A 20062-nucleotide genomic window follows, 5' to 3' on the forward strand; every position below is an offset into this window, starting at 1 on the left:
TCAAAAATAATATACTTTATATGAAAATTTATTCTTCATTTTTAATAGTTTGCTAATATTCTCATTTGTACAAGGTGATTTTGAATACATGCATAGACCACCATTAGTTTTATAATGTGAAAACTCGTTATTTATTTTTATTTTTGTTAATGCAATTTCATCATTTTTAGTACTAAAGGAATAATATTTAGGCCAAGGATGATTGTTATAACTTATATCGTATTTACTAAACTTAAGCATATTTTTTGAAATAATAATAACAACACAGAATAAACTTAAATATTTGATTAAATCTATGTTTTTTTTATTGAGAACTATATTTTTATTAATAATTATAAAAGTTAATATTATAATTAAAACTAGGTTGGATATCCCCAGTCTGTATACGGGAAACTTTAAAAACCAGACAAGAGAACTAAATGTAAATATAGAAATTAACATAATCAAATATTTAAGTCTATATGGATCGTGAATTCTAAGTAATTTATGTTTAGAGTTGTTAATCAAAAAAATTGATATTATGATTAATATTAGTATGTACACACCAAGAATGTTAAATATTTTTTTAGCATGTTTTGTAAGCCAAACTTTAATCCATTCATATCCATTTATATAACTTTCTATTGTACCACTGTTATTAGTGCGATCAGGCCAAGCTTTGGACCAGGCTTCGGTAATATTATTTACATTTTGCACATAGTGTATTGAATTTTTATCTTTATTAAACCAGGATAATTTTTCTATGCATGATTTATTAATTGGCCAAAACATGCATCCAGAATTCATTACATTTTTAACTATCCACAATATTAAAAAGAATGAAGCAAAGAAAGTTTTTCTATTTAAAAAATTTTTTTTTTTAAAGTTTAATTTTAAAGTTATGAATGGAATTATAAAAATACTTAAAAATGTGATTTTATTTAAAAAAATAAACACTGTATAAAAATATATATTTGAAAATGAGATTCTTTTTTTATATTTAAATAATAAAGATATTAGAAAAAAAACTAAAAAATGAGGTATATAATCATTGCCATATTCGCTGTACCTATTCATCTTATAAGTACAAAAAATAATTGTAAAAAAAAGATATAGTAAATAAGTTTGATTAATAGTGATTTTTTTTCTTAGTTGATTTTTGATTTCACTAATAAAATATAAATAAATTACCGAAGGTAGAATACTTAGTGGCAAAAGCATACCATTGGTCATTGTTATATAGTTATTAGAAATTGCCTGCAAATATTGAATAATAGAAACTGTTCCAAACCTTGAGTTAACATTTGTTATCCCCATTATAATTTTTTCATCGTTCAAAAGTTTAATAAATGGAAAATGGTACAGTCCAGAATCTGGTCTATTAGAGTTGCTAAGAAATATTAGAATGGTAGAAAATAATGATATTAAAATAAGTGTCTTAATGTTTGTTTTATTAAATAAAATTTTATAAGACTTTTTATAGAAAGCATAAAATATCAATACCAAAAACACTAAAGAGTTAAATAATAGGTTTAAACCTGAAAAAAAATTAGATAAAAGAGCAATAAAACTAAGTATTATAGAGCCATTAATAATTTGTAGACAATAATTAGAGAAATTATTTTTTAAGTTCGAGTGAGATTGCCCTATGATATAGTAAAAAAAACATATTAAAGCTGTGTTTAAAAAAATTGTCATTTAAAGAAAAAATATAAATTATACATGTTAGTCCTTATAAAAAAAAAAGTAGACAACAAATTCATATTTAAGTGTATTTTACTTTTATTTTTATTAATACAAAGTAATTTTTTTCTAAATATTTATACTTTAATAAAATATCCCTTTAAAGATAGAATGATAGCTAACTATGGGTATTGTAATAATCAAGGCTATGGTTTTATTGATCAGTTTAAAACAAAATATAACCTATCTAATAATTCAAAAATTATAAATAAAAATGATTTTCCAAGTTCGTATTGGTTTATCGATCAGTTTGGTGAAATTAAGGATTATGAATACATAATTCATATCGATAGTAATGAATTGATATCAAATGAAAATATTTTAGAGCAAAACTTCAATTGTTATATTATTAAAAATGATTGAATTTTATAATGTAATCATAAGTTCGTTTATGATTTTTCTATTATTTAGTGGTAATTTGATATTCTATAAAGACCACAATATAAATATTTTTAAAAAAATAATATTCTCTATCATTATATTTCTAAATATTTTTTTAGTATTCTCTTTTTTAAAAAATGGGATGATAATATTATTTTATTCTATAATTGTTATCATCTTCATAAATTTATTTAATTTTGTAAAAAATATAAAAAATTTTTATTTTTTATATTTCATTTTATTTAATTCAGTAATTTTTGCTCAAATAACAATAGAGCCAATTCTTGGATGGGATGGACAAGCAATTTGGTACCCAAAAGCATATAACTATTTTTCAGGTGGAAGTTTTGATAATTTAAATGAATTTACAAGATCAGATTATCCTCATCTTGGAAGTTATGTGTGGGCTTTTTTTTGGAAGTATTCATTATTAAAATATGAGTATGTTGGAAGATATGTTCAAATATTTATTTATCTATCTTCATTGTTTTTGATTATTTCTTCTAATAAAAACAGTATTATTAGGAATATAGTAATAATTTATTTCCTTTTTTATATTAGCTATGATTTGGATTTATTTAGAGGGTATCAGGAATATCTAATTTTTAGTTTAATTAATGTATATGTTGTTTTGCATTATGAAGATAAAGATCAGTCTTTTTTATTTTTTTATACGTTATTAATAATAAATATAATTATTTGGGTAAAAAATGAAGGTATTATTTACATTATACCGATAATTGTACTTTTCATCTTTAGACAAAAAAAAATTTTTAATAAAATAAATTTCTATTTTTTAGCTGCATGTTTGATTATTTTAGTTTTTAGAATCTATATGAGTGCACAGTTAAATGGAACTTTTAGTTTCCAAGGAAACTCATTTACATTGAGTAATACAATCAGAGAAAGCTTAGATTTTTCAACAATTGGAACAGATCTCTTATTAATCATAAAACATTTCATAATAACTTATTTTAAATATCCAGCCTGGATATTGTTATTTATTTTTTTAATTTTTCCAAATAGAGAAGTAAAATCAAAAAAACTATATAAAGACACATTGTATGTTTTTGTATTTAGTTTATTAATTAATATATTTATATTTCATATTCAAGACTCCGCTATTTTAGAATGGCAATTATCAACTGCAGTAGATAGACTAAATTTTATGTTATCTGGGTATTTTATTTATTTTATATATCGCAACATAAATAAATATTTTAGCCAATCCTAAATTAATGAATAAAATTTCTTATTATTATAATCTAGTATTCTTTAGAGACTTTTATCTGTCTATTTTATGGTTGGTAATTTTATTAGGCATTAATGTAAATGTTTCTTATCTGAATATCTCAAATAATGAAAATTTATTAGAATGGACCTATTCAATGCGAGGATATGTACAATTTGTTATACTAATATTTTTAATTTATAAAAATTTTTTTATTTTTAGTGATTTAAGAAATGTTAATAATTTTTTTATTTTATTTTTTTTATATAACTTAGTTCAAATATATTCTTTAATTTTAAGTAATAATGATAATTATAATATTATTTACAATATCTTGGCATTAAATATTATATTATTTTTTAATATAATATTTATTAAAAAAAAAAGAAGTACAAAAGATTTTGTATTTTTTTATTTTATTGATTGTATTTATATATTTGGGTTTTTTAGTAGAGTACCTTTACAATTTAATTATTAAAAACCAACTTTTTTATGGACATCATTCCAGTAAATCGAGTTTAATGCCTGTTATGAACATGCCGCGTTCATCAGGATTAGGAAGGATGGCATTATTAATTTTCTTATTTTGCATCACATTTGTTGATTTAAATAAAATTAAAAATAAGCTTTTTTTAATTTTTGTAGTAATACCTGGAATATTCTTGACCCAATCAAGAGCTATAGTAGGGATATACGTGTTAATTATATTAGTGATATCATTTTCTAAATATTTTAAATTAATCAATTTACAGTTTAATGATTTTAAAAAAAATTTTATAATATTTGTTATTGTTCCATTGATAACTTCTGTTTTAATAACTCAATTGAAACCTAGCAATTTAGACTATTACAAAAATCTATACTTTAAGAAGATAAACATAGACAATACAAAAAATTTTAAATTTAATAAAATTGAAACAGATATTCAAATTTTGCGTAATCAGAATCCATCTTTTACATCATATAGAGCAGAACATTGGAAAGATTTAATTAAAAAAACAGTCCAATCTACTCAATCCATTTTAATAGGTAATGGAGTTCAAGCTGATAGATTTTTAATAAAGCAAACAGCCTCAAATGCTACTTTATATTTTTATGCAAGCTCAGGTGTAATTGGATTATTAATATACGTTATGATAATAATTAACATTATTAAGACTTTGGTGAAAAAAATTAATTACTTAAGAAAAAGCTCATATAAAGATAACAACTTTACATTTGCAGTCTTAGTAATATTTGCACTTCTCATTAGAGGGATTGTTGAGAGCAGTTATGCAGTTTTTAGTATAGATTATATCTTTTTTATTATAGCTCTTTATTTCATTAATTATGACACAAAAACCCAAAGTTAGCATCATAACCATTGTTAGAAATGGAATGCCAAGGTTACTTGATACTCTAGAGTCATTCAAAAAACAAAGCTATAAAAATAAAGAATTAATTGTAGTTTATTCGAAATCAGAGGACAGAACTCTTAAAATTATAAAATCTTCAAACATTGTAAATAAAATTATTTATCAAAATAAACAAAATTTATACAATGCAATTAATTTAGGTTTAAAGAATGCTAGTGGTGATGTAATTGGAATATTACATAGTGACGATATATTTTTCTCGTCTAAATCATTAGAGATTGTAATGAAAAGTTATATTAAAGATAAGTTTGATATTGCATATGGTAATATTTTAATATCAAAAAAAAATAATTTCGAAGATGTAATTAGAAACTGGAAATCTAAACCTTTTAAAAAAAAAAAATTAAAATATGGATGGATGCCACCACATGTAAGCTTGTTTATATCTAAAAATAATAAAAACATAATGTATAATGAAAATTATAAAATTTCGGCTGACTATTTATATATTTTAAAAATTTTTAATAGAAATAAAATAATTAGATATATTGATAGTTATATAACTATAATGAGGGCAGGAGGAATAAGCTCAAATCACATTCTTAAATTCACAGAAGATTTATCTGTAGCAAAAATTTTTTTTAAATATTATTATTTAACAATACTTTTAAAAATAATAAGTAAAATTTTTCAATTCAAAACAATAGAACATGATTTTGATAAAAAATACATAAATTTTTTTAAAGATGATAAATATAAATTTACTAACAATGTTAATAATATAATAAAACAAAAAAGGTTTGTCTTATCGGCTTTTAATTTGGCCTATTTGGCATTTGTTCATAATAAAATTAATATCAAAAAAAAATATATATATTTATGGCCAGACGGAATTACAGCTAAATTATTTTTTAAAAAAAAAAAATACCTGGTAGAATAATATTAAAAAGATTAAAAAATGATGAATCTTTTCAAAATGTTTATTTAATAAATAAAAAAAACAATAGAGATTTAAATTATATAAAAAAAAAATTTCCCAAAAAAAATATTTACAATATCAAGGCTCCATATGGCCCTATAAACTTGATTATCAGAACGATTAAAGACAGAATTTTAAAAATTAAAAATAAAAGTCTAATTATCCTTGCTCTACCAACGCCAAAACAGGAAATCATAGCGGCTTATATTTCAAATATTCATGAAAATTATAAAATAGTTTGTATTGGTGGAGCTTTAGAATTTGAAAGCAAAAAACTAAAAATTCCCAATTTTTTCAGTGAATATTTCGAAAGTATTTGGAGATTGCAAGATGAGCCATTCAGGAGATTAAATCGTTTACTTTTATCAATATTTATTGCGGGTAAAAAATGGGTGTGTCGTGAATACAAAAATTTCTAACTCAATATGTGTATGGGCTTCAGACTTCAGAGAAAACTCTGGAGAAGGAAGACTCGCACGTTTATATGTTCAAAAAAATTTAAAATGTAAATATAATAATATCAAAGTTATTTCACCTGATCTCAATTACATTTTTATAAATAAAAAAATTTATAAAAAGATTAAAAAAAAAGAAATTAATTTTAATAGTAATTTTTATAAATACATTTATCCCCTGGTAGGATGTCTAGTCTCTTGGTATCACTTTCTATCAAAAAAAAATTTTGTTTATCTTAATTATTTACCACTATGGAATTTTTTAATATTTACTTTGTTGGCACCAAAGACAAAGATTGGACCAATAACAGGGTCAAAAATTTTAGGTCGAGATAAGATAAGAAAATTTATTATTCCATTTCTTTATAAAATTTCTATTTTAATAATTTATATACGTAATAGTAATATTTTTTTTTCGACAGATAATTTGGAACATTATGTAAAAAAAAAACTTCCTAATAAAAAATTTAATTTTGTTTTAAAATATTTAAAAAAGAAAAAAAATATTACACATATAAAGACAAACGATGTTGTTGTATATTTTAGAAAACATAATAATAAAAATAATAATTTTTTTAAAAAAATAACACAATGGATAGTTAAAGAAGGTATTAACATAATTGCGTATGGAGATATCTTAGATGTAAAAGGTGTAAAAAATCTAGGAAATATAAGTTTTAAAAAAAGTATAGAAGTTATAAAAAAATCTAAGATTGCCATAAATAGTTCGGAGAACTTTTATACTTTTTTTATGATGGATTGTTTAAATAATGGAACTTATGTTTTATGTGATAAAAAAACGTTACCAAATAAAGTTTTACCAAACAAATATATAATTCATTCTGATTACAAAAAATTCACTATTACATATAAAAAATTGTTAAATTGTTTAGAAGCAAAATATTAAAATTTATTATTTTTTAAAATTTTAGTCAAAGCAGAGATGTTGCCTAACACTTTTAAAAGTTGGAGTTTTGATAAATTTAAAAAAATTTTAACAACAGCACCTAAAAAAAAGTATCTGGTATAAATTTTGTTTTTTTTAATGAAATGATATCGATTAACGAATTCTTTTTGACCAAAACTAAAAGACTTTCTTTCAATATTATTGTTATGGTAGTACATAGCTTTTTTTACTACAATTAATTTGCCAAATTTACTCATCCTATAACTGTAATCAAGATCTTCTAGATAACTGTATCCCTTAAAAAAATTATCAAAATTTATTTTTTTTTTATTATTTGCATAAATCACGGCTTGAGTTGAAAGCCATTCTACTTCTTGATTTTTCTTCACATTATTAATTTTAGTTTGCCAACCAGAACGAACAATTTTACCAATATTTGTATTATAAATACCAAGCTTTTCCATGATCTTGTTTCTTTTAATGCTTTCTAAAAATCCATAATCAATCTTACTAATTAGATTAAAACCATATCCAATATATAACTTCTCATTTTTTTTAATAAATTTCCTCATTTCAACAAATGAGTTTTTTTTGAATACAATATCGTCATCCAAAAACATAAAAAACTTATTACTTTTTTTCATGTTTTTTAAACCCTTATTTCTTTGTACAGAAATTGATGCTATTGAATTTATAAGTTTTATATTTAATTCTGCTTGTTTAATTATGAAAATTAACTTTTTCTTATTATCTACATTTGAGCTATCAACGACTAGTATTTCATTAAAAAAAAACTTATTGTTATATAACTGGTTTAATAATCTTTTAATTTTATAAGGCCTATCTTTAGTGGGAATAATTATTGATATTCTCATATTTTGTAAAATTTTTTAATTTCTTTATAAGGAAGAAATATTATTAAATGTAAAATTTGAATTATAATAAATAACTTACCATCATAATTAACAAACCAGAAAATAGAATTCAAAATAATCAATAAAAATTGAATAATAATTAAATTTTTAAATAAAAAGAGTTGTTTAATTGTATAAAATTTTATTCCTAGAACTAATAATTCCTTAAAGAAAATTATATAAATAAAATAATAAATATTTTCTTTTAAAACTGCTAAAATTATTCCAATAATAAATGGTAATAAAGTCACAATTTCCACATAGGTATTAAATTTTGATCTACCAATTAAATCATAATAATCAGTTAATAAGCTTGAAAACGAATTCATTATTACAATTAGTAAAAAAATTTTAATCAAATCATAATACGTTGCTGAATATGTACTACCCAACCATATCATTAAAAATTTTTGTAAAAATAAATATAACATTAAAAAAATTGATAACATGTATGCACAATAAAAAATTGCAGCCATGCTTAGATTGTTTTTATTGTCTTTCTTATTAACATTCGTTTTTGCTATAAATATGTTATTGTATCCCATCATTGGACTGCTAAACTTTGATGAAATTTGTTGTGAAATATTATAAAAAACAAAAGCAACATTATCCAAAAATATTTTAATTATGTATTTATCAAAATAGTTATAAACTTGATTAAAGAAAATATTTAACGTCATCCACTTTAAATAATTTTTACAATCATTTATAAAAACTTTAGATATTTGAGGCTTACTATTTACTAATTTGCTTATAACGATGATAAACATTGCAACAATAATGAATAATTTTATTAATATTGAAAATGTAAAGATGTCTATGTTGATTTTATAATATACCGCAACTGAAGGTAAGGACATTGATATACTATAAAAAAATAAATTAAATAGACTTAAAGTTTTATAATTTATATTACCTTTAAATATACCCTCTAATGTTAAATAAAAATTTGTTATAATTAGACCAATTAATATTTTGATACTTTGCAATTCTTTAATATTTTCTAAATTTAGATATCGGATTGAGTAATAAATTAATGTATAAATTATAAGTGAAAATATTGTGGAAAATATAGTTGTTAATAATATTGATGTAAAAATGATATCTTTTTTTTTGCTATTTTTTTTTGCTATATTTATTGTTGCAATTTTATTAAAGCTTAAATTGGTTATAATCGCAAAAGTCAGTATAAAATGACTCATAAGATAACTTGCGTACTGCTCATTTGTTAGGATTTTTAAAAAAATTGGAATGGAAATTAATGATATAATAATTGATAGCAAACTGGGCAGGGAGTAATAAACTGTGCCTATTAAATATTTTGATTTTAAGTATTTTTTCAAGATTTTTATATTTACTTATGCTATGTGAGTATTAATTAGCATTTTTAATCAATATTTAAACAAATTATGAATAAATCTATAATAATACCTTGTTTTAATGAAAAGCAAACCATTTTAACTGTAATTCAAAATGTTAAAAATAATTTGATAGATGGAGATGAAATTATAATTGTAGACGATTTTTCTTCAGATGGGACTAGAGATTTATTAAATAATTTAAATGATCCTATAATAAAAATAAAGTATCATGACAGGAACTATGGCAAGGGTAAAGCTATCAACACTGCTTTAAAGGAAAACCTTAAAGAAGTAGTGATTATTCAAGATGCTGATCTCGAATATAATCCTGATGAATATACTTTACTTATTAAACCTTTTTTAGAAACAGATGCTGATATCGTTTATGGCTCAAGATTCTTGGGTGGTCAAAAATATAATAGACTGCATTTCTTTTGGCACTCAATTGCAAATAGAATATTAACTTTAATATGTAACCTTTTTACTAATTTAAATATGACGGATATGGAAACTGGTTACAAAGCTTTTAAAAAAGATGCAATCAAATCTATAGAGATAGAAGAGAAATCATTTGGTGTAGAGCCAGAAATCACTGTAAAATTAGCAAATAAAAAATTTATATTTTATGAGGTTCCAGTATCCTATGCAGGTAGATCTTATGAAGAAGGAAAAAAAATTGGAATTAAAGATGCATTCAGAGCGGTCTATTGTATTATTTATTACAAATTTAAAAAAGACAAATATAAAAGATAATCTTTATGAAAAATAAAATTTTAGTCTGTGGTGCAGGTGGTTTTATAGGTGGTCATCTTGTTGCAAATCTTTTAGATGAAGGAAATGATGTTATTTGTGTTGATAACAAGCCATTTGACTTATGGTTTCAACATTTTGAAAGGTGTAAAAACTATTCTCTTGATTTAAAAGAGTATGAAAATTGCTTAAAGGTTACTGATGGTGTGGAGCATATATATAATATGGCATGTAACATGGGTGGAATGGGTTTTATAGAAAATAATAAAGCTGAGTGCATGCTATCTGTTTTAATAAATACCAATTTACTTAGAGCATCAGTTAAAAATGATGTACAAAAATATTTTTTTTCTTCAAGTGCTTGTGTTTATAATGCAGCCAAACAAAAAGACACATTTGTAAAAGGTTTAAAGGAGAGCGATGCATACCCAGCAGAGCCCGAAGATGGTTATGGATGGGAAAAACTGTTTAGTGAAAGAATGTGCAGGCATTTTACAGAAGATTTTAAACTTGAAACTAGAGTTGCAAGATATCATAATGTTTATGGACCAATAGGAACATTTGATGGTGGAAGAGAAAAAGCACCCGCTGCCCTTTGTAGAAAGATAATAAATGCTAAGCTTAATTCTAAAGATACAATCGATGTATGGGGAGATGGCAATCAAACAAGAAGCTTTATGTATATTGATGATTGTATAATTGGAACTAAAAAACTCTTTTTGAGCGATAGTTCAGATGTTTACAATATTGGAAGTGAAGAACAGGTTTCTATAAACCAAATGATAGAAATAATACAAGAAATAGCAGGCATAAGATTAAAAAAAAATTACCTTTTAGATAAACCTCTTGGTGTAAGAGGTAGATCTAGTGATAATTCCCTTATAAGAGAGAAAATTCAATGGGACACAAATATTAAACTTAAAACTGGTCTAGAAAAAACTTATAAATGGATTTTTGATCAAATAACTACTGGTATAAATCATAATAAATTTACAAATAAGTATTAAATTTATTTGTAAATTTATAGATTTTGATATAAACATTTCATGCCTGGTGATTATTGCGAAGGGGCAATACCCGATCCCATTCCGAACTCGGAAGTCAAGCCCTTCAGCGCCAATGGTACTTTGTCTTAAGACACGGAAGAGTAGGACATTGCCAGGCTAATAAATCTCAATGAAAAAAATTATTATTATCACAGGTGGTGCTGGTTTTGTTGGGTCTAATTTAATTGAAAAGATATTAAAAGAAACTAATAAAAAGATTATTAGTATAGATAATTATTCAAGCGGTTATAAGAAAAATCATATAAAAAATCCAAGAGTTAAATATATTAAGGAAGATACCAGAAATATAAGTAAGATTTTATCCAAACATATTAAAAAAATTGACTCAGTTTTTCATTTTGGGGAATTTGCAAGAATTTATCAAAGCTTTGAAAAATTTGATACCTGCTTTAGATCAAACTCATTAGGCACTTTAGAGGTGTTTAAGTTTTGTTTAGACAATAAAATTAAATTAATTTATTCAGCCACGTCTGCTAGTTTAGGCAACAAAGGCATGGATAAAAATCTTTCTCCATATGCCTTTACAAAATCAAAGAATTTAGAATTATTAGAAAACTTAAAAAAATGGTTTAATTTTAAATTTGAAGTAGTCTATTTTTATAATGTTTATGGGCCAAGACATATAAAATCTGGAGAAATGGCCACAGTAATTGGAATATTTGAAGACCAATATAAAAAAAATAAACCATTAACCGTTGTAAAGCCTGGCACACAAACTAGAAGATTCACTCACATTAACGATACAGTTAACGTTTGTTATGAAGCTTGGGTAAAAAATAAATGTGCTCATTATAGTATTTCCAATAAAAAATTTTATTCAATAAAAGAGGTAGCTAAAATGTTTGACAGTAAAATAAAGTTCTTAAAAGCAAGACCTGGAGAGAGATTTGCGTCAGCTTTGACCAATATATCTCAAAATAGTAAGATTATTAAGAAATATGGGAAATTACATTTGAAAGATTACATAACTTCGGTTATTAAGGATAAATTATTATGAAAATTAAAAGTTCGTTAAAATCATTAAAAAAAAGAGACCTTAATTCTAAGTTAGTTAGAAGAAGAGGAAGAGTTTATATAATCAATAAAACAAACCCAAAATTTAAAGCAAGACAGAAGTAATTTTTATGGATAATCAAGACCATAAAAATACCTGGAATAATTTCACAAAGTTTGTGTTGTGGGGAACTGTCGCTGTTATAGGTGTTTTGGTATTAATGGCAATATTCTTGCTATAGAGTTCTCCTATGAGAATAGTTTCAATTTTAGAAAATCAAAATATTGAGAAAAGAATTGCAATCACTCCTGAAATTGCAAAAAAATATATAGCTATTGGATTTGAAATTACTTTAGTTGAAAAATATGGTGAGCATCTAGGTTTTAGGGATAGTGAATACAAAGATTTAGGTGTTGAAATTTCTACTAACGAAACAGAGATATTAAGTAAAGCTAATATTATTATTCAGATGGGATTATTATCTGATGAAAATCTTTCAAATTTAAAAGAAAATCAAACACTCATTGGAGTATTTAATCCTTATAATAACAAAGAAAAAATAGAAAACTTATCTAAAAAAAATATTAATGTTTTTTCTTTAGAAATGTTGCCAAGAATTACTAGAGCCCAATCAATGGATATTCTTTCCTCACAAGCCAATCTTGCTGGCTATAAAGCAGTAATCGAATCATTTGCAAATTTTGAAAAAGCAATACCAATGATGATGACAGCAGCTGGCACCATTCCAGCGGCAAAAGTATTAGTGGTGGGGGCAGGTGTGGCAGGCCTTCAAGCAATTGCTACAGCAAAAAGAATGGGTGCAATAGTTTTTGCAACAGATGTTAGAATGGCATCAAAAGAACAGGTTGAAAGTTTAGGTGGAAAATTTTTAACTGTTGAGGGGTCTGAAAATCTTGAGACTGAGGGTGGCTACGCAAAGGAAGCTTCAGAAGAATTTAAAAAAAAACAAGAGGATCTTTTAGCGGAAACTTTAAAAAAAATTGATATTGTAATATGTACTGCTTTAATTCCAGGCAAAAAAGCTCCATTAATTATTAAAGGTTCTATGATTGATAATATGAATTCTGGATCAGTTATTTATGACTTAGCTGCAGTTCAGGGTGGAAATGCAGAGTTTACTGAAGTTGATAAAGTTGTAGTTAAAAATGGAGTAAAGATTATGGGTGAAACAAATATTTTAAATAAGCTTCCTGTTTCGTCCTCAAACTTATATTCAAAAAATGTATTTAATTTTGTATCCAATTTATATGATAAAGAAAATAAAAAGATTAATATTAATTTAGAAGATGAGATAATTGAGAAAACTTTAATAAAATAGATTTATGGAAATAGACCCTTTTATATTTAGATTAAGCATATTTATTTTATCAATTTTTATTGGATATTATGTTGTATGGAGCGTGACCCCATCTTTGCATACACCATTAATGTCAGTTACCAATGCTATATCGTCAGTAATTATTGTTGGTGCTATAATTGCAGGTTTAGCAGGAAGTACAGACAATGTTTTTACAGTTTCTAATATTTTAGGTTTTTTAGCAATATCACTTGCGGCAGTTAATATATTTGGTGGGTTTTTAGTCACTCAAAGAATGCTCCAAATGTACAAAAAAAAGAAGAAAGATAAATAATTATGTCAGCAAATTTATCAGCAATATTTTACTTAATTTCAGGTGTTCTATTTATATTGGCATTAAGAGGTCTATCATCGCCAGAAACTTCAAGACAAGGTAATTTCTTTGGAATTTTGGGTATGGTGATAGCCATCACGGTTACTTTTTTATCTGTTGGAAGTTTTTCTAGTGGACTGATTTATGTATTAATTTTTTTACTAGTAGGTGGTCTCATAGGAGCATTTATAGCTTACAAGATACCAATGACGGCCATGCCAGAGCTAGTAGCAGGTTTTCATAGCTTAGTCGGTTTGTCAGCAGTTTTTGTTGCTATATCAGCTTTCTTAAATCCAGAAGCATTTAACTTAGGATCAGTAGGTGCTATTAAACTTGCAAGCTTAATTGAAATGTCAATTGGAGCTGCAGTTGGTGCGATAACATTTTCAGGTTCAATAATTGCTTTTTTAAAACTTCAAGGAATAATGTCAGGGTCACCCATCACTTTTAAAGGGCAGCATTTTCTTAATGCTTTATTGTTAATTTCAATTTTAGTTTTATCTTACTTACTTTGTTCATCCCAGTCCTCTAATTTCTTTTGGATATTAATAGCAGTTTCATTTTTAATAGGATTTTTATTAATCATCCCAATTGGTGGAGCAGATATGCCGGTGGTGATTTCAATGTTAAATTCATACTCTGGTTGGGCTGCTGCAGGAATTGGTTTTACTTTAGAAAATACTGCATTAATTATAACAGGTGCCCTTGTTGGATCTTCTGGTGCAATTTTATCTTATATAATGTGCAAAGGTATGAACCGATCTTTCTTTAACGTAATTTTAGGAGGGTTTGGTGCAATAGAACAGTCCGCATCAACTGGAAATAAAGAACAAAGACCTGTTAAGAGTGGTAATGCGGAAGACGCAGCTTTCTTAATGAAAAATGCATCATCTGTTATAATTGTTCCAGGTTATGGGATGGCAGTAGCTCAAGCACAACACGCACTAAGAGAGATGGTGGATACTTTAAAGAAAAATGATATTAAAGTTACTTATGCAATTCATCCTGTAGCAGGAAGAATGCCAGGACACATGAATGTCTTATTGGCAGAAGCTAATGTTCCATATGATGAAGTTTTTGAACTTGAAGAAATTAATAATGATTTTGCTAACGCTGATGTTGCATTTGTTATTGGGGCAAATGACGTAACAAACCCAGTTGCAAAAACTGATCCACAAAGTCCAATCTATGGAATGCCAGTTCTTGATGTTGAAAAATGTAAATCAGTATTATTTGTAAAGAGAAGTTTATCTCCTGGATATGCTGGAATTGATAATGACTTATTTTATAAAGAAAACACCCTAATGTTATTTGCAGATGCTAAAAAAATGACTGAAGATATTACTAAAAACCTTTAAAAGTTAATGACAACAAAAATATTTTGTGACATTGCAGAATTAGATTTAATAAAGAAATTTAATAAGAAAAAAATTGTTAAGGGATTTACAACTAATCCAAGCTTAATGAGAAAAGCAGGAGCAAAAAATTATAAATCCTATTCAAAGAAAATATTAAAAATTTGTAATAATAAGCCTGTTTCATTAGAGGTATTTGCAGATGACCATAAAGCAATGAAGAAACAAGCTCTTCAGATCAATACCTGGGGAAAGAATGTTTACGTAAAAGTTCCAGTTGCTAATTCTAAAGGTGTTTTCATGGGAAAAATTATTAAAGAACTTAATAATTTAGAGATTAAACTTAATATAACTGCGATTTATAGCGCAAAACAAACAGAAAAAATTCTAAAATTAATTAACAAAAAAACTAAAGTTATAATCTCAATATTTGCTGGTAGAGCAGGGGATACTGGTAAAGATCCAGTTCCAGAATTTAAAAAAAGTATAGCAATGGCAAAAAAATTTAAGAATGTAGAGATACTTTGGGCAAGTGTTAGAGAACCCTACAATTATTTACAAGCAAAACAAATAGGCTGCCATATAATAACAATTCCCCCAACAACTATTGAGAAAATAGAGAACTTTGGAAAAACATTTGACCAATTAACAAGAGAAACTGTTAAAGCTTTTTTAATTGATAGTAAAAAATCTAAATTTAAGATTTAAATAAATTATTAAATGATACAGGGAAAAAAAATTTCAATAGTAATACCAGTCTATAATGTTGGAGATCAAATTATAGGTTTAATTGAAAAAATACCAAGCTTTGTTGATCAAATTTATGTTGTAGATGATAAATGTCCAATGAATACAGGAAAAAAGTGTGAAAAATTAAATCATAATAATAATAAAATTAAGGTTTTGTATAATGAAAAAAATCTTGGTGTTGGTGGTGCTGTTAAGTTTGGGTATCAAGAGAGTGTTAAAAATAACTGTGAGCTTATTGTTAAAATAGATGGTGACAATCAAATGAACCCAAATGAAATAAAAAAATTAGTTGATAGATTATTAACAGGCTATGACTATGTGAAAGGAAATAGATTTTTAAATAAAACTGAAATCATAAATTATCCACCAGTAAGATTTTATGGAAATATTTTTTTATCCTTTCTTTCAAAATTATCGACTGGCTATTGGAATATATTTGATACAGTGAATGGTTTTACATGTATTAAGGCTAAAATTGTTAATAAGATTAACCTTAATGAAGTAGATAATGGATATTTTTTTGAAACAGATTTGTTATTTAATCTTAATTTAATTAAATGCAGAGTAGCTGACGTCCCTGTTACTATAAAATATTTTAAGGACAGAAAGCAAAATATGAGTATATCAAAAGAAACAATAAGATTTTTTTATAAAAATATTTCAAGAATTAAGAGAAGAATAATATATCAATATTTTAGTAACAATTTTACAATAGGAAGTTTTTTTGGAATAACGTCATTTTTTTTATTTTTATTTTCAATATTTTTTGGTGGATATAACTGGATTAAATATGGAATTATACTTAAATTATTAGCACCAACTGGAATTGTTATTTTAAGTTTTACAAGTTTAATCATTAGTATTTTATTTTTAGGAGTATTTCTTTTTATAGATAGCCAAAATGATCCCAATAACTTTAATGATTAAAAGATTTTTATTAGAGTTGGTTGATACAAAACTATCAATTTTGATTTTAACAATTATTGGAGCTCTAACAATTGTAATTGCAGGGCATGTATACACTTATGAAATTGAATTATCTAGACAAGACTCAAGATATTACATACTTCTTGCTGAAAATTTTAATAATTACTTTATTTTAGATCAGCAAGTTGCGATGAGAATTTTGCCATCATTCCTTGCTAAAATAGTTGGAAATATTCTTTCATTAAATATTTATAATTCATTTAAATTCTTAACTTATCTATTCTTTTTTATATTATTATTTAAAACTTTCTTTTTATTTAAAAATTTTAATTTACCTAGTTATTTAGCCCTATCATCTGTTTTAATAATTTATTTTTCAAACAACGCGGTGATTTATACAATTTTTAATGTTTATCAACTCTTAGATTTACTGCTTTATCTTTTTTCAATAATGATTATTGAAGGAGCAATTTTTAATAAAAAAAAACAACTATTTATTTTTAGTTTTTTGGCAATTTTTACAAAAGAATTTTTAATTATATTAATTATAAGTGGATATATAATCAATTTTATTAATGAAAAGAATAAAAAAAATATTATTTATTTAATCATATTATTGATCGTATTTTTTATTCATTATAACTTTGCTGGCAGCTTAAATTTAAAAGACCTAAATATTAGTAGCATAATATTACACGACATTAGTTTATTTCAAAATTATTTTGAAGAGGCTTACCGATGCTTAATTAAAGACAAGAATCTTTTTTACTTTTTCCCATATTTATTTTTAATACTAAATATAGAATTTATAAAATTTTTAAAAAAATTTCAGTTTTTTTTTATATATATGTCAATACCTGTTTTAATATCAATTTTTTTATACCAATATATAGGTGAAAATTTTTTCAGAGTTTACTATCAGGGCTTTTTTATCTTTGTGTTATTTAGTTTAATCTTTGTCACAAAAAAAATATCTGATAATTATTTTTTGTCATTGGGATATTTTTTATTACCACTATGTTTTTTAGTAGATTTTGCATTTATTTATTTAAACATTAACCAAGATGGGTTTGCCAAATATTACAATATAACACGATATGAATATCTATCAGGTTATTTTCTATTTAGTATATTTTTTATTACAATCTTGTTATTAATAAAAAAAGTAAAAAAATAGTTTCTAAAATGAAAAAAGACTTAGTTATATTTGAAATAAATGAATGTGATTTTGAATATTTTGCTTATGGTTCAAAAAAATATAACTACCCATTAATAAAAAAATTTTTTAAAAAAAAAAATAAAATTAAAACATACACAAAAGATAATATTGAAGGATTAAATTTAGACCCATGGGTTCAGTGGGTTTCTGTCCACACTGGCTTACCTTCAAAAAAACATAGGGTATTTAGAATGGGACAGAAAATTCCAAAAAACGTTATTCAATTTTGGGAAAAAATAGCTAAAAAAAATTTTACTATATCTCTATGGGGATTATTTAATTCTAGTTTTAGATTAAAGAAAAATATTAACATGTTTATTCCTGATCCATGGAGTTTTACTCAAAAAGCATATCCTGAAAACTTAAGTTCATATTTAAAATTACCCAGGTTCTACGCAAAAAATTATCCAAATGTTGAAAAATTTACAATATTACTTTATGGAGTAATGTTTCTCAAAAAAATTTTATTTACTAGTATTTTTTTCTATATATTAAAAAACTCGTTAAAATTCCTTAAAATATTTATTTATGTCGGTTTAAAAAGTTTTAATTTATATTTTTTTTTAGATCTAATCTCTTTGCACATTCTAAAAAAGGAAATCAAATTTAAAAAGTCTGATATCACAATAATTGCACTAAATTCATTTGCGCATTATCAACATAATTTTTGGGATGAAAAAAAAAATGAGTCTTATTATTTCTGGTATTTAAATGAGATGGTTAAAGTAATCTATTTTATTGATAATCATTACAGTTCATCAATTGTATTTAACGGATTTGAGCAAAAAAAAATTAATCCAGAATATGCTGTCAGACCAAAAAATTTTAATACAATATTAAATTTACTTTGTATTAAATATTCTAAAATTGAACCAAACATGACAACAGGAGCAACAATTTTTTTTGACTCAATTAAAGACAAATTTAATGCGAAAAAAATTTTAAATGAAATTTATTTTTATGAAAAACATTTATTTTATCTAATAGATTTTAAAAATGAAAAAAAAATTTTTTTTAAGTTTAATTTAATTTTTAACACAAATGATTTAAAGATTATTATGAAAAGCAAAAGGTCATTTAAAGTAATTAACTTATCTAAAGATTTTTCATCAAAAACAGAATCTTCATTAATAAAGAAAATTTTAGAAAATTGTATATTTATAAAATCAACAAGTGTTCATAAACAAAATGGAACAATTTTTGCAAAAAATTTTTTAATAGAACATAACAATACTTATAAATTAGAAAATCATAAACTTTCTAAATACATCTTAAATCATTTTGATATAATAAAGTCTTAATATGAAAAATATTTATAAATATATATCTAGAATTGAGATCAAATCGTATCAATATTTTAAAGATGGAAAATCAATTCCAATATCTTATTACCCTTTTTTTTTCATTAAGGGCTTATTAAATTTAATTGAGAGCTTAATAAGAAATATATCAGGTCCATTTGGTCTCATCATAAGAAGATTTTATTATAGATTGGTCTTTAAGAAAATAGGTAAAGATGTATTGATTGATATAGGTGTTGTTTTTTCAGCTCCTCAAAATATTGCATGTGGTAATAGAGTATGGTTTGATACATATTCTATTATTAATTGTCCTATGAGCGATGTGAGCATAGGAAATGAAGTTCATATAGGTCCATATTGTTATTTGGGAGGAAAAAAAAAATCACTCTTAAGAATTTCACTGCACTTACCACTGGCTCAAAAATTTTTTCAGGAAGTACAAATATTCCTTTAAAAAAAAATTTAATTTTAAATCCCATGATAATAAAACAACCTTATGAAAATCATTGTCTAAATGATGCCGAAGTGCTGTTAGAAGAAAATGCTGTTGTATTAGCGAATTGCACTATTGCACCTGGTGTAGTAATGGGAAAAGGATCAATGTTATTGCCAAACTCTTTCTTAAACAAATCAACTGAAAATTATTCTATTCACGTAGGGGTGCCTGCTAAACCCATTGCAACAAGATTATAATTAGTGTAAT

At 24.4% G+C, this 20062-nt stretch carries 23 protein-coding genes and 1 rRNA gene; 21 read left to right on the top strand and 3 right to left on the bottom strand.

The genetic code is table 11. The features are described from left to right. On the bottom strand, positions 1–1677 hold the full coding sequence (locus AC5SL0_RS00785) for an LIC_10190 family membrane protein (RefSeq protein ID WP_494618369.1): 1677 nt from the start codon (positions 1675–1677) through the stop codon (positions 1–3). A 156-nt stretch (positions 1678–1833) separates the two neighbouring features. On the opposite strand from AC5SL0_RS00785, the gene AC5SL0_RS00790 reads away from it, so the two are divergent. The 6 genes from AC5SL0_RS00790 to AC5SL0_RS00815 all read left to right on the top strand — a co-directional run bounded on the left by AC5SL0_RS00790 (position 1834) and on the right by AC5SL0_RS00815 (position 7030). Next, positions 1834–2085, top strand: coding sequence for a hypothetical protein (locus AC5SL0_RS00790; RefSeq protein ID WP_494618371.1), 252 nt, complete (start codon positions 1834–1836; stop codon positions 2083–2085). A 160-nt stretch (positions 2086–2245) separates the two neighbouring features. After that, entirely contained in the window at positions 2246–3337 is a 1092-nt protein-coding gene (locus AC5SL0_RS00795; protein ID WP_494618372.1) for a hypothetical protein, read from the top strand. A gap of 518 nt (positions 3338–3855) precedes the next feature. Further along, on the top strand, positions 3856–4686 hold the full coding sequence (locus AC5SL0_RS00800) for an O-antigen ligase family protein (RefSeq protein ID WP_494618373.1): 831 nt from the start codon (positions 3856–3858) through the stop codon (positions 4684–4686). After that, the gene (locus AC5SL0_RS00805) at positions 4664–5629 is read left to right on the top strand and encodes a glycosyltransferase (protein ID WP_494618374.1); all 966 of its coding nucleotides are present in this window, start codon (positions 4664–4666) and stop codon (positions 5627–5629) included. Before AC5SL0_RS00800 ends, AC5SL0_RS00805 begins: the two co-directional genes overlap by 23 nt. 80 nt (positions 5630–5709) lie before the next feature. After that, positions 5710–6087, top strand: coding sequence for a WecB/TagA/CpsF family glycosyltransferase (locus AC5SL0_RS00810; protein WP_494618756.1), 378 nt, complete (start codon positions 5710–5712; stop codon positions 6085–6087). Next, complete coding sequence (locus AC5SL0_RS00815) at positions 6068–7030, top strand: hypothetical protein (protein ID WP_494618376.1); 963 nt, start codon at positions 6068–6070, stop codon at positions 7028–7030. The genes AC5SL0_RS00810 and AC5SL0_RS00815 overlap by 20 nt, the downstream gene beginning before the upstream one ends. On the opposite strand, the gene AC5SL0_RS00820 is transcribed toward AC5SL0_RS00815, so the two are convergent. Together AC5SL0_RS00820 and AC5SL0_RS00825 are read right to left on the bottom strand one after the other, a co-directional pair. Beyond that, on the bottom strand, positions 7027–7905 hold the full coding sequence (locus AC5SL0_RS00820) for a glycosyltransferase family 2 protein (protein WP_494618377.1): 879 nt from the start codon (positions 7903–7905) through the stop codon (positions 7027–7029). The two genes, AC5SL0_RS00815 and AC5SL0_RS00820, sit on opposite strands and share 4 nt — an antisense overlap. Beyond that, positions 7902–9287 carry a lipopolysaccharide biosynthesis protein gene (locus AC5SL0_RS00825; RefSeq protein WP_494618379.1) on the bottom strand — a complete coding sequence of 462 codons (1386 nt, stop codon included), beginning with the start codon at positions 9285–9287 and terminating at the stop codon, positions 7902–7904. Before AC5SL0_RS00825 ends, AC5SL0_RS00820 begins: the two co-directional genes overlap by 4 nt. A 66-nt stretch (positions 9288–9353) precedes the next feature. Between AC5SL0_RS00825 and AC5SL0_RS00830 the strand changes: the two genes are divergently transcribed. The 15 genes from AC5SL0_RS00830 to AC5SL0_RS00900 all read left to right on the top strand — a co-directional run bounded on the left by AC5SL0_RS00830 (position 9354) and on the right by AC5SL0_RS00900 (position 20052). Next, positions 9354–10058, top strand: a complete 705-nt coding sequence (locus AC5SL0_RS00830) for a glycosyltransferase family 2 protein (RefSeq protein WP_494618381.1) — start codon at positions 9354–9356, stop codon at positions 10056–10058. A gap of 5 nt (positions 10059–10063) precedes the next feature. After that, positions 10064–11062 (top strand): NAD-dependent epimerase/dehydratase family protein, encoded by a 999-nt coding sequence (locus tag AC5SL0_RS00835; protein WP_494618383.1) that lies wholly within the window; start codon positions 10064–10066, stop codon positions 11060–11062. A gap of 42 nt (positions 11063–11104) precedes the next feature. Continuing rightward, positions 11105–11219 (top strand): 5S ribosomal RNA (gene rrf, locus AC5SL0_RS00840). A 12-nt stretch (positions 11220–11231) separates the two neighbouring features. After that, positions 11232–12119 carry an NAD-dependent epimerase/dehydratase family protein gene (locus AC5SL0_RS00845; protein WP_494618385.1) on the top strand — a complete coding sequence of 296 codons (888 nt, stop codon included), beginning with the start codon at positions 11232–11234 and terminating at the stop codon, positions 12117–12119. Then, the gene (gene ykgO, locus AC5SL0_RS00850; protein ID WP_006997331.1) at positions 12116–12241 is read left to right on the top strand and encodes a type B 50S ribosomal protein L36; all 126 of its coding nucleotides are present in this window, start codon (positions 12116–12118) and stop codon (positions 12239–12241) included. Before AC5SL0_RS00845 ends, ykgO begins: the two co-directional genes overlap by 4 nt. Positions 12242–12246: 5 nt before the next feature. Beyond that, positions 12247–12357, top strand: coding sequence for an aa3-type cytochrome c oxidase subunit IV (locus AC5SL0_RS00855; RefSeq protein WP_018413861.1), 111 nt, complete (start codon positions 12247–12249; stop codon positions 12355–12357). A gap of 9 nt (positions 12358–12366) precedes the next feature. Continuing rightward, complete coding sequence (locus AC5SL0_RS00860; protein WP_494618387.1) at positions 12367–13455, top strand: Re/Si-specific NAD(P)(+) transhydrogenase subunit alpha; 1089 nt, start codon at positions 12367–12369, stop codon at positions 13453–13455. A 4-nt stretch (positions 13456–13459) separates the two neighbouring features. Beyond that, positions 13460–13768 carry a proton-translocating transhydrogenase family protein gene (locus tag AC5SL0_RS00865; RefSeq protein WP_494618388.1) on the top strand — a complete coding sequence of 103 codons (309 nt, stop codon included), beginning with the start codon at positions 13460–13462 and terminating at the stop codon, positions 13766–13768. 2 nt (positions 13769–13770) lie between these two features. Beyond that, positions 13771–15165: an NAD(P)(+) transhydrogenase (Re/Si-specific) subunit beta gene (locus tag AC5SL0_RS00870; RefSeq protein WP_494618389.1), complete on the top strand. Its 1395-nt coding sequence runs from the start codon at positions 13771–13773 to the stop codon at positions 15163–15165. A gap of 6 nt (positions 15166–15171) precedes the next feature. Then, positions 15172–15870, top strand: a complete 699-nt coding sequence (locus AC5SL0_RS00875) for a transaldolase family protein (RefSeq protein WP_494618391.1) — start codon at positions 15172–15174, stop codon at positions 15868–15870. A gap of 12 nt (positions 15871–15882) precedes the next feature. Then, positions 15883–16839, top strand: a complete 957-nt coding sequence (locus tag AC5SL0_RS00880; RefSeq protein ID WP_494618393.1) for a glycosyltransferase family 2 protein — start codon at positions 15883–15885, stop codon at positions 16837–16839. Continuing rightward, a complete protein-coding gene (locus AC5SL0_RS00885; RefSeq protein WP_494618394.1) occupies positions 16832–18016 on the top strand; it encodes a hypothetical protein in 1185 nt (394 codons plus the stop codon). Before AC5SL0_RS00880 ends, AC5SL0_RS00885 begins: the two co-directional genes overlap by 8 nt. Positions 18017–18024: 8 nt before the next feature. After that, positions 18025–19359 (top strand): hypothetical protein, encoded by a 1335-nt coding sequence (locus tag AC5SL0_RS00890; RefSeq protein ID WP_494618396.1) that lies wholly within the window; start codon positions 18025–18027, stop codon positions 19357–19359. 1 nt (position 19360) lies between these two features. Further along, complete coding sequence (locus tag AC5SL0_RS00895) at positions 19361–19813, top strand: hypothetical protein (protein ID WP_494618397.1); 453 nt, start codon at positions 19361–19363, stop codon at positions 19811–19813. Between the two features lie 23 nt (positions 19814–19836). Further along, entirely contained in the window at positions 19837–20052 is a 216-nt protein-coding gene (locus AC5SL0_RS00900; protein ID WP_494618399.1) for an acyltransferase, read from the top strand. Positions 20053–20062 lie beyond the last annotated feature (10 nt).

This window comes from Candidatus Pelagibacter sp. PS_16 (assembly GCF_059417965.1).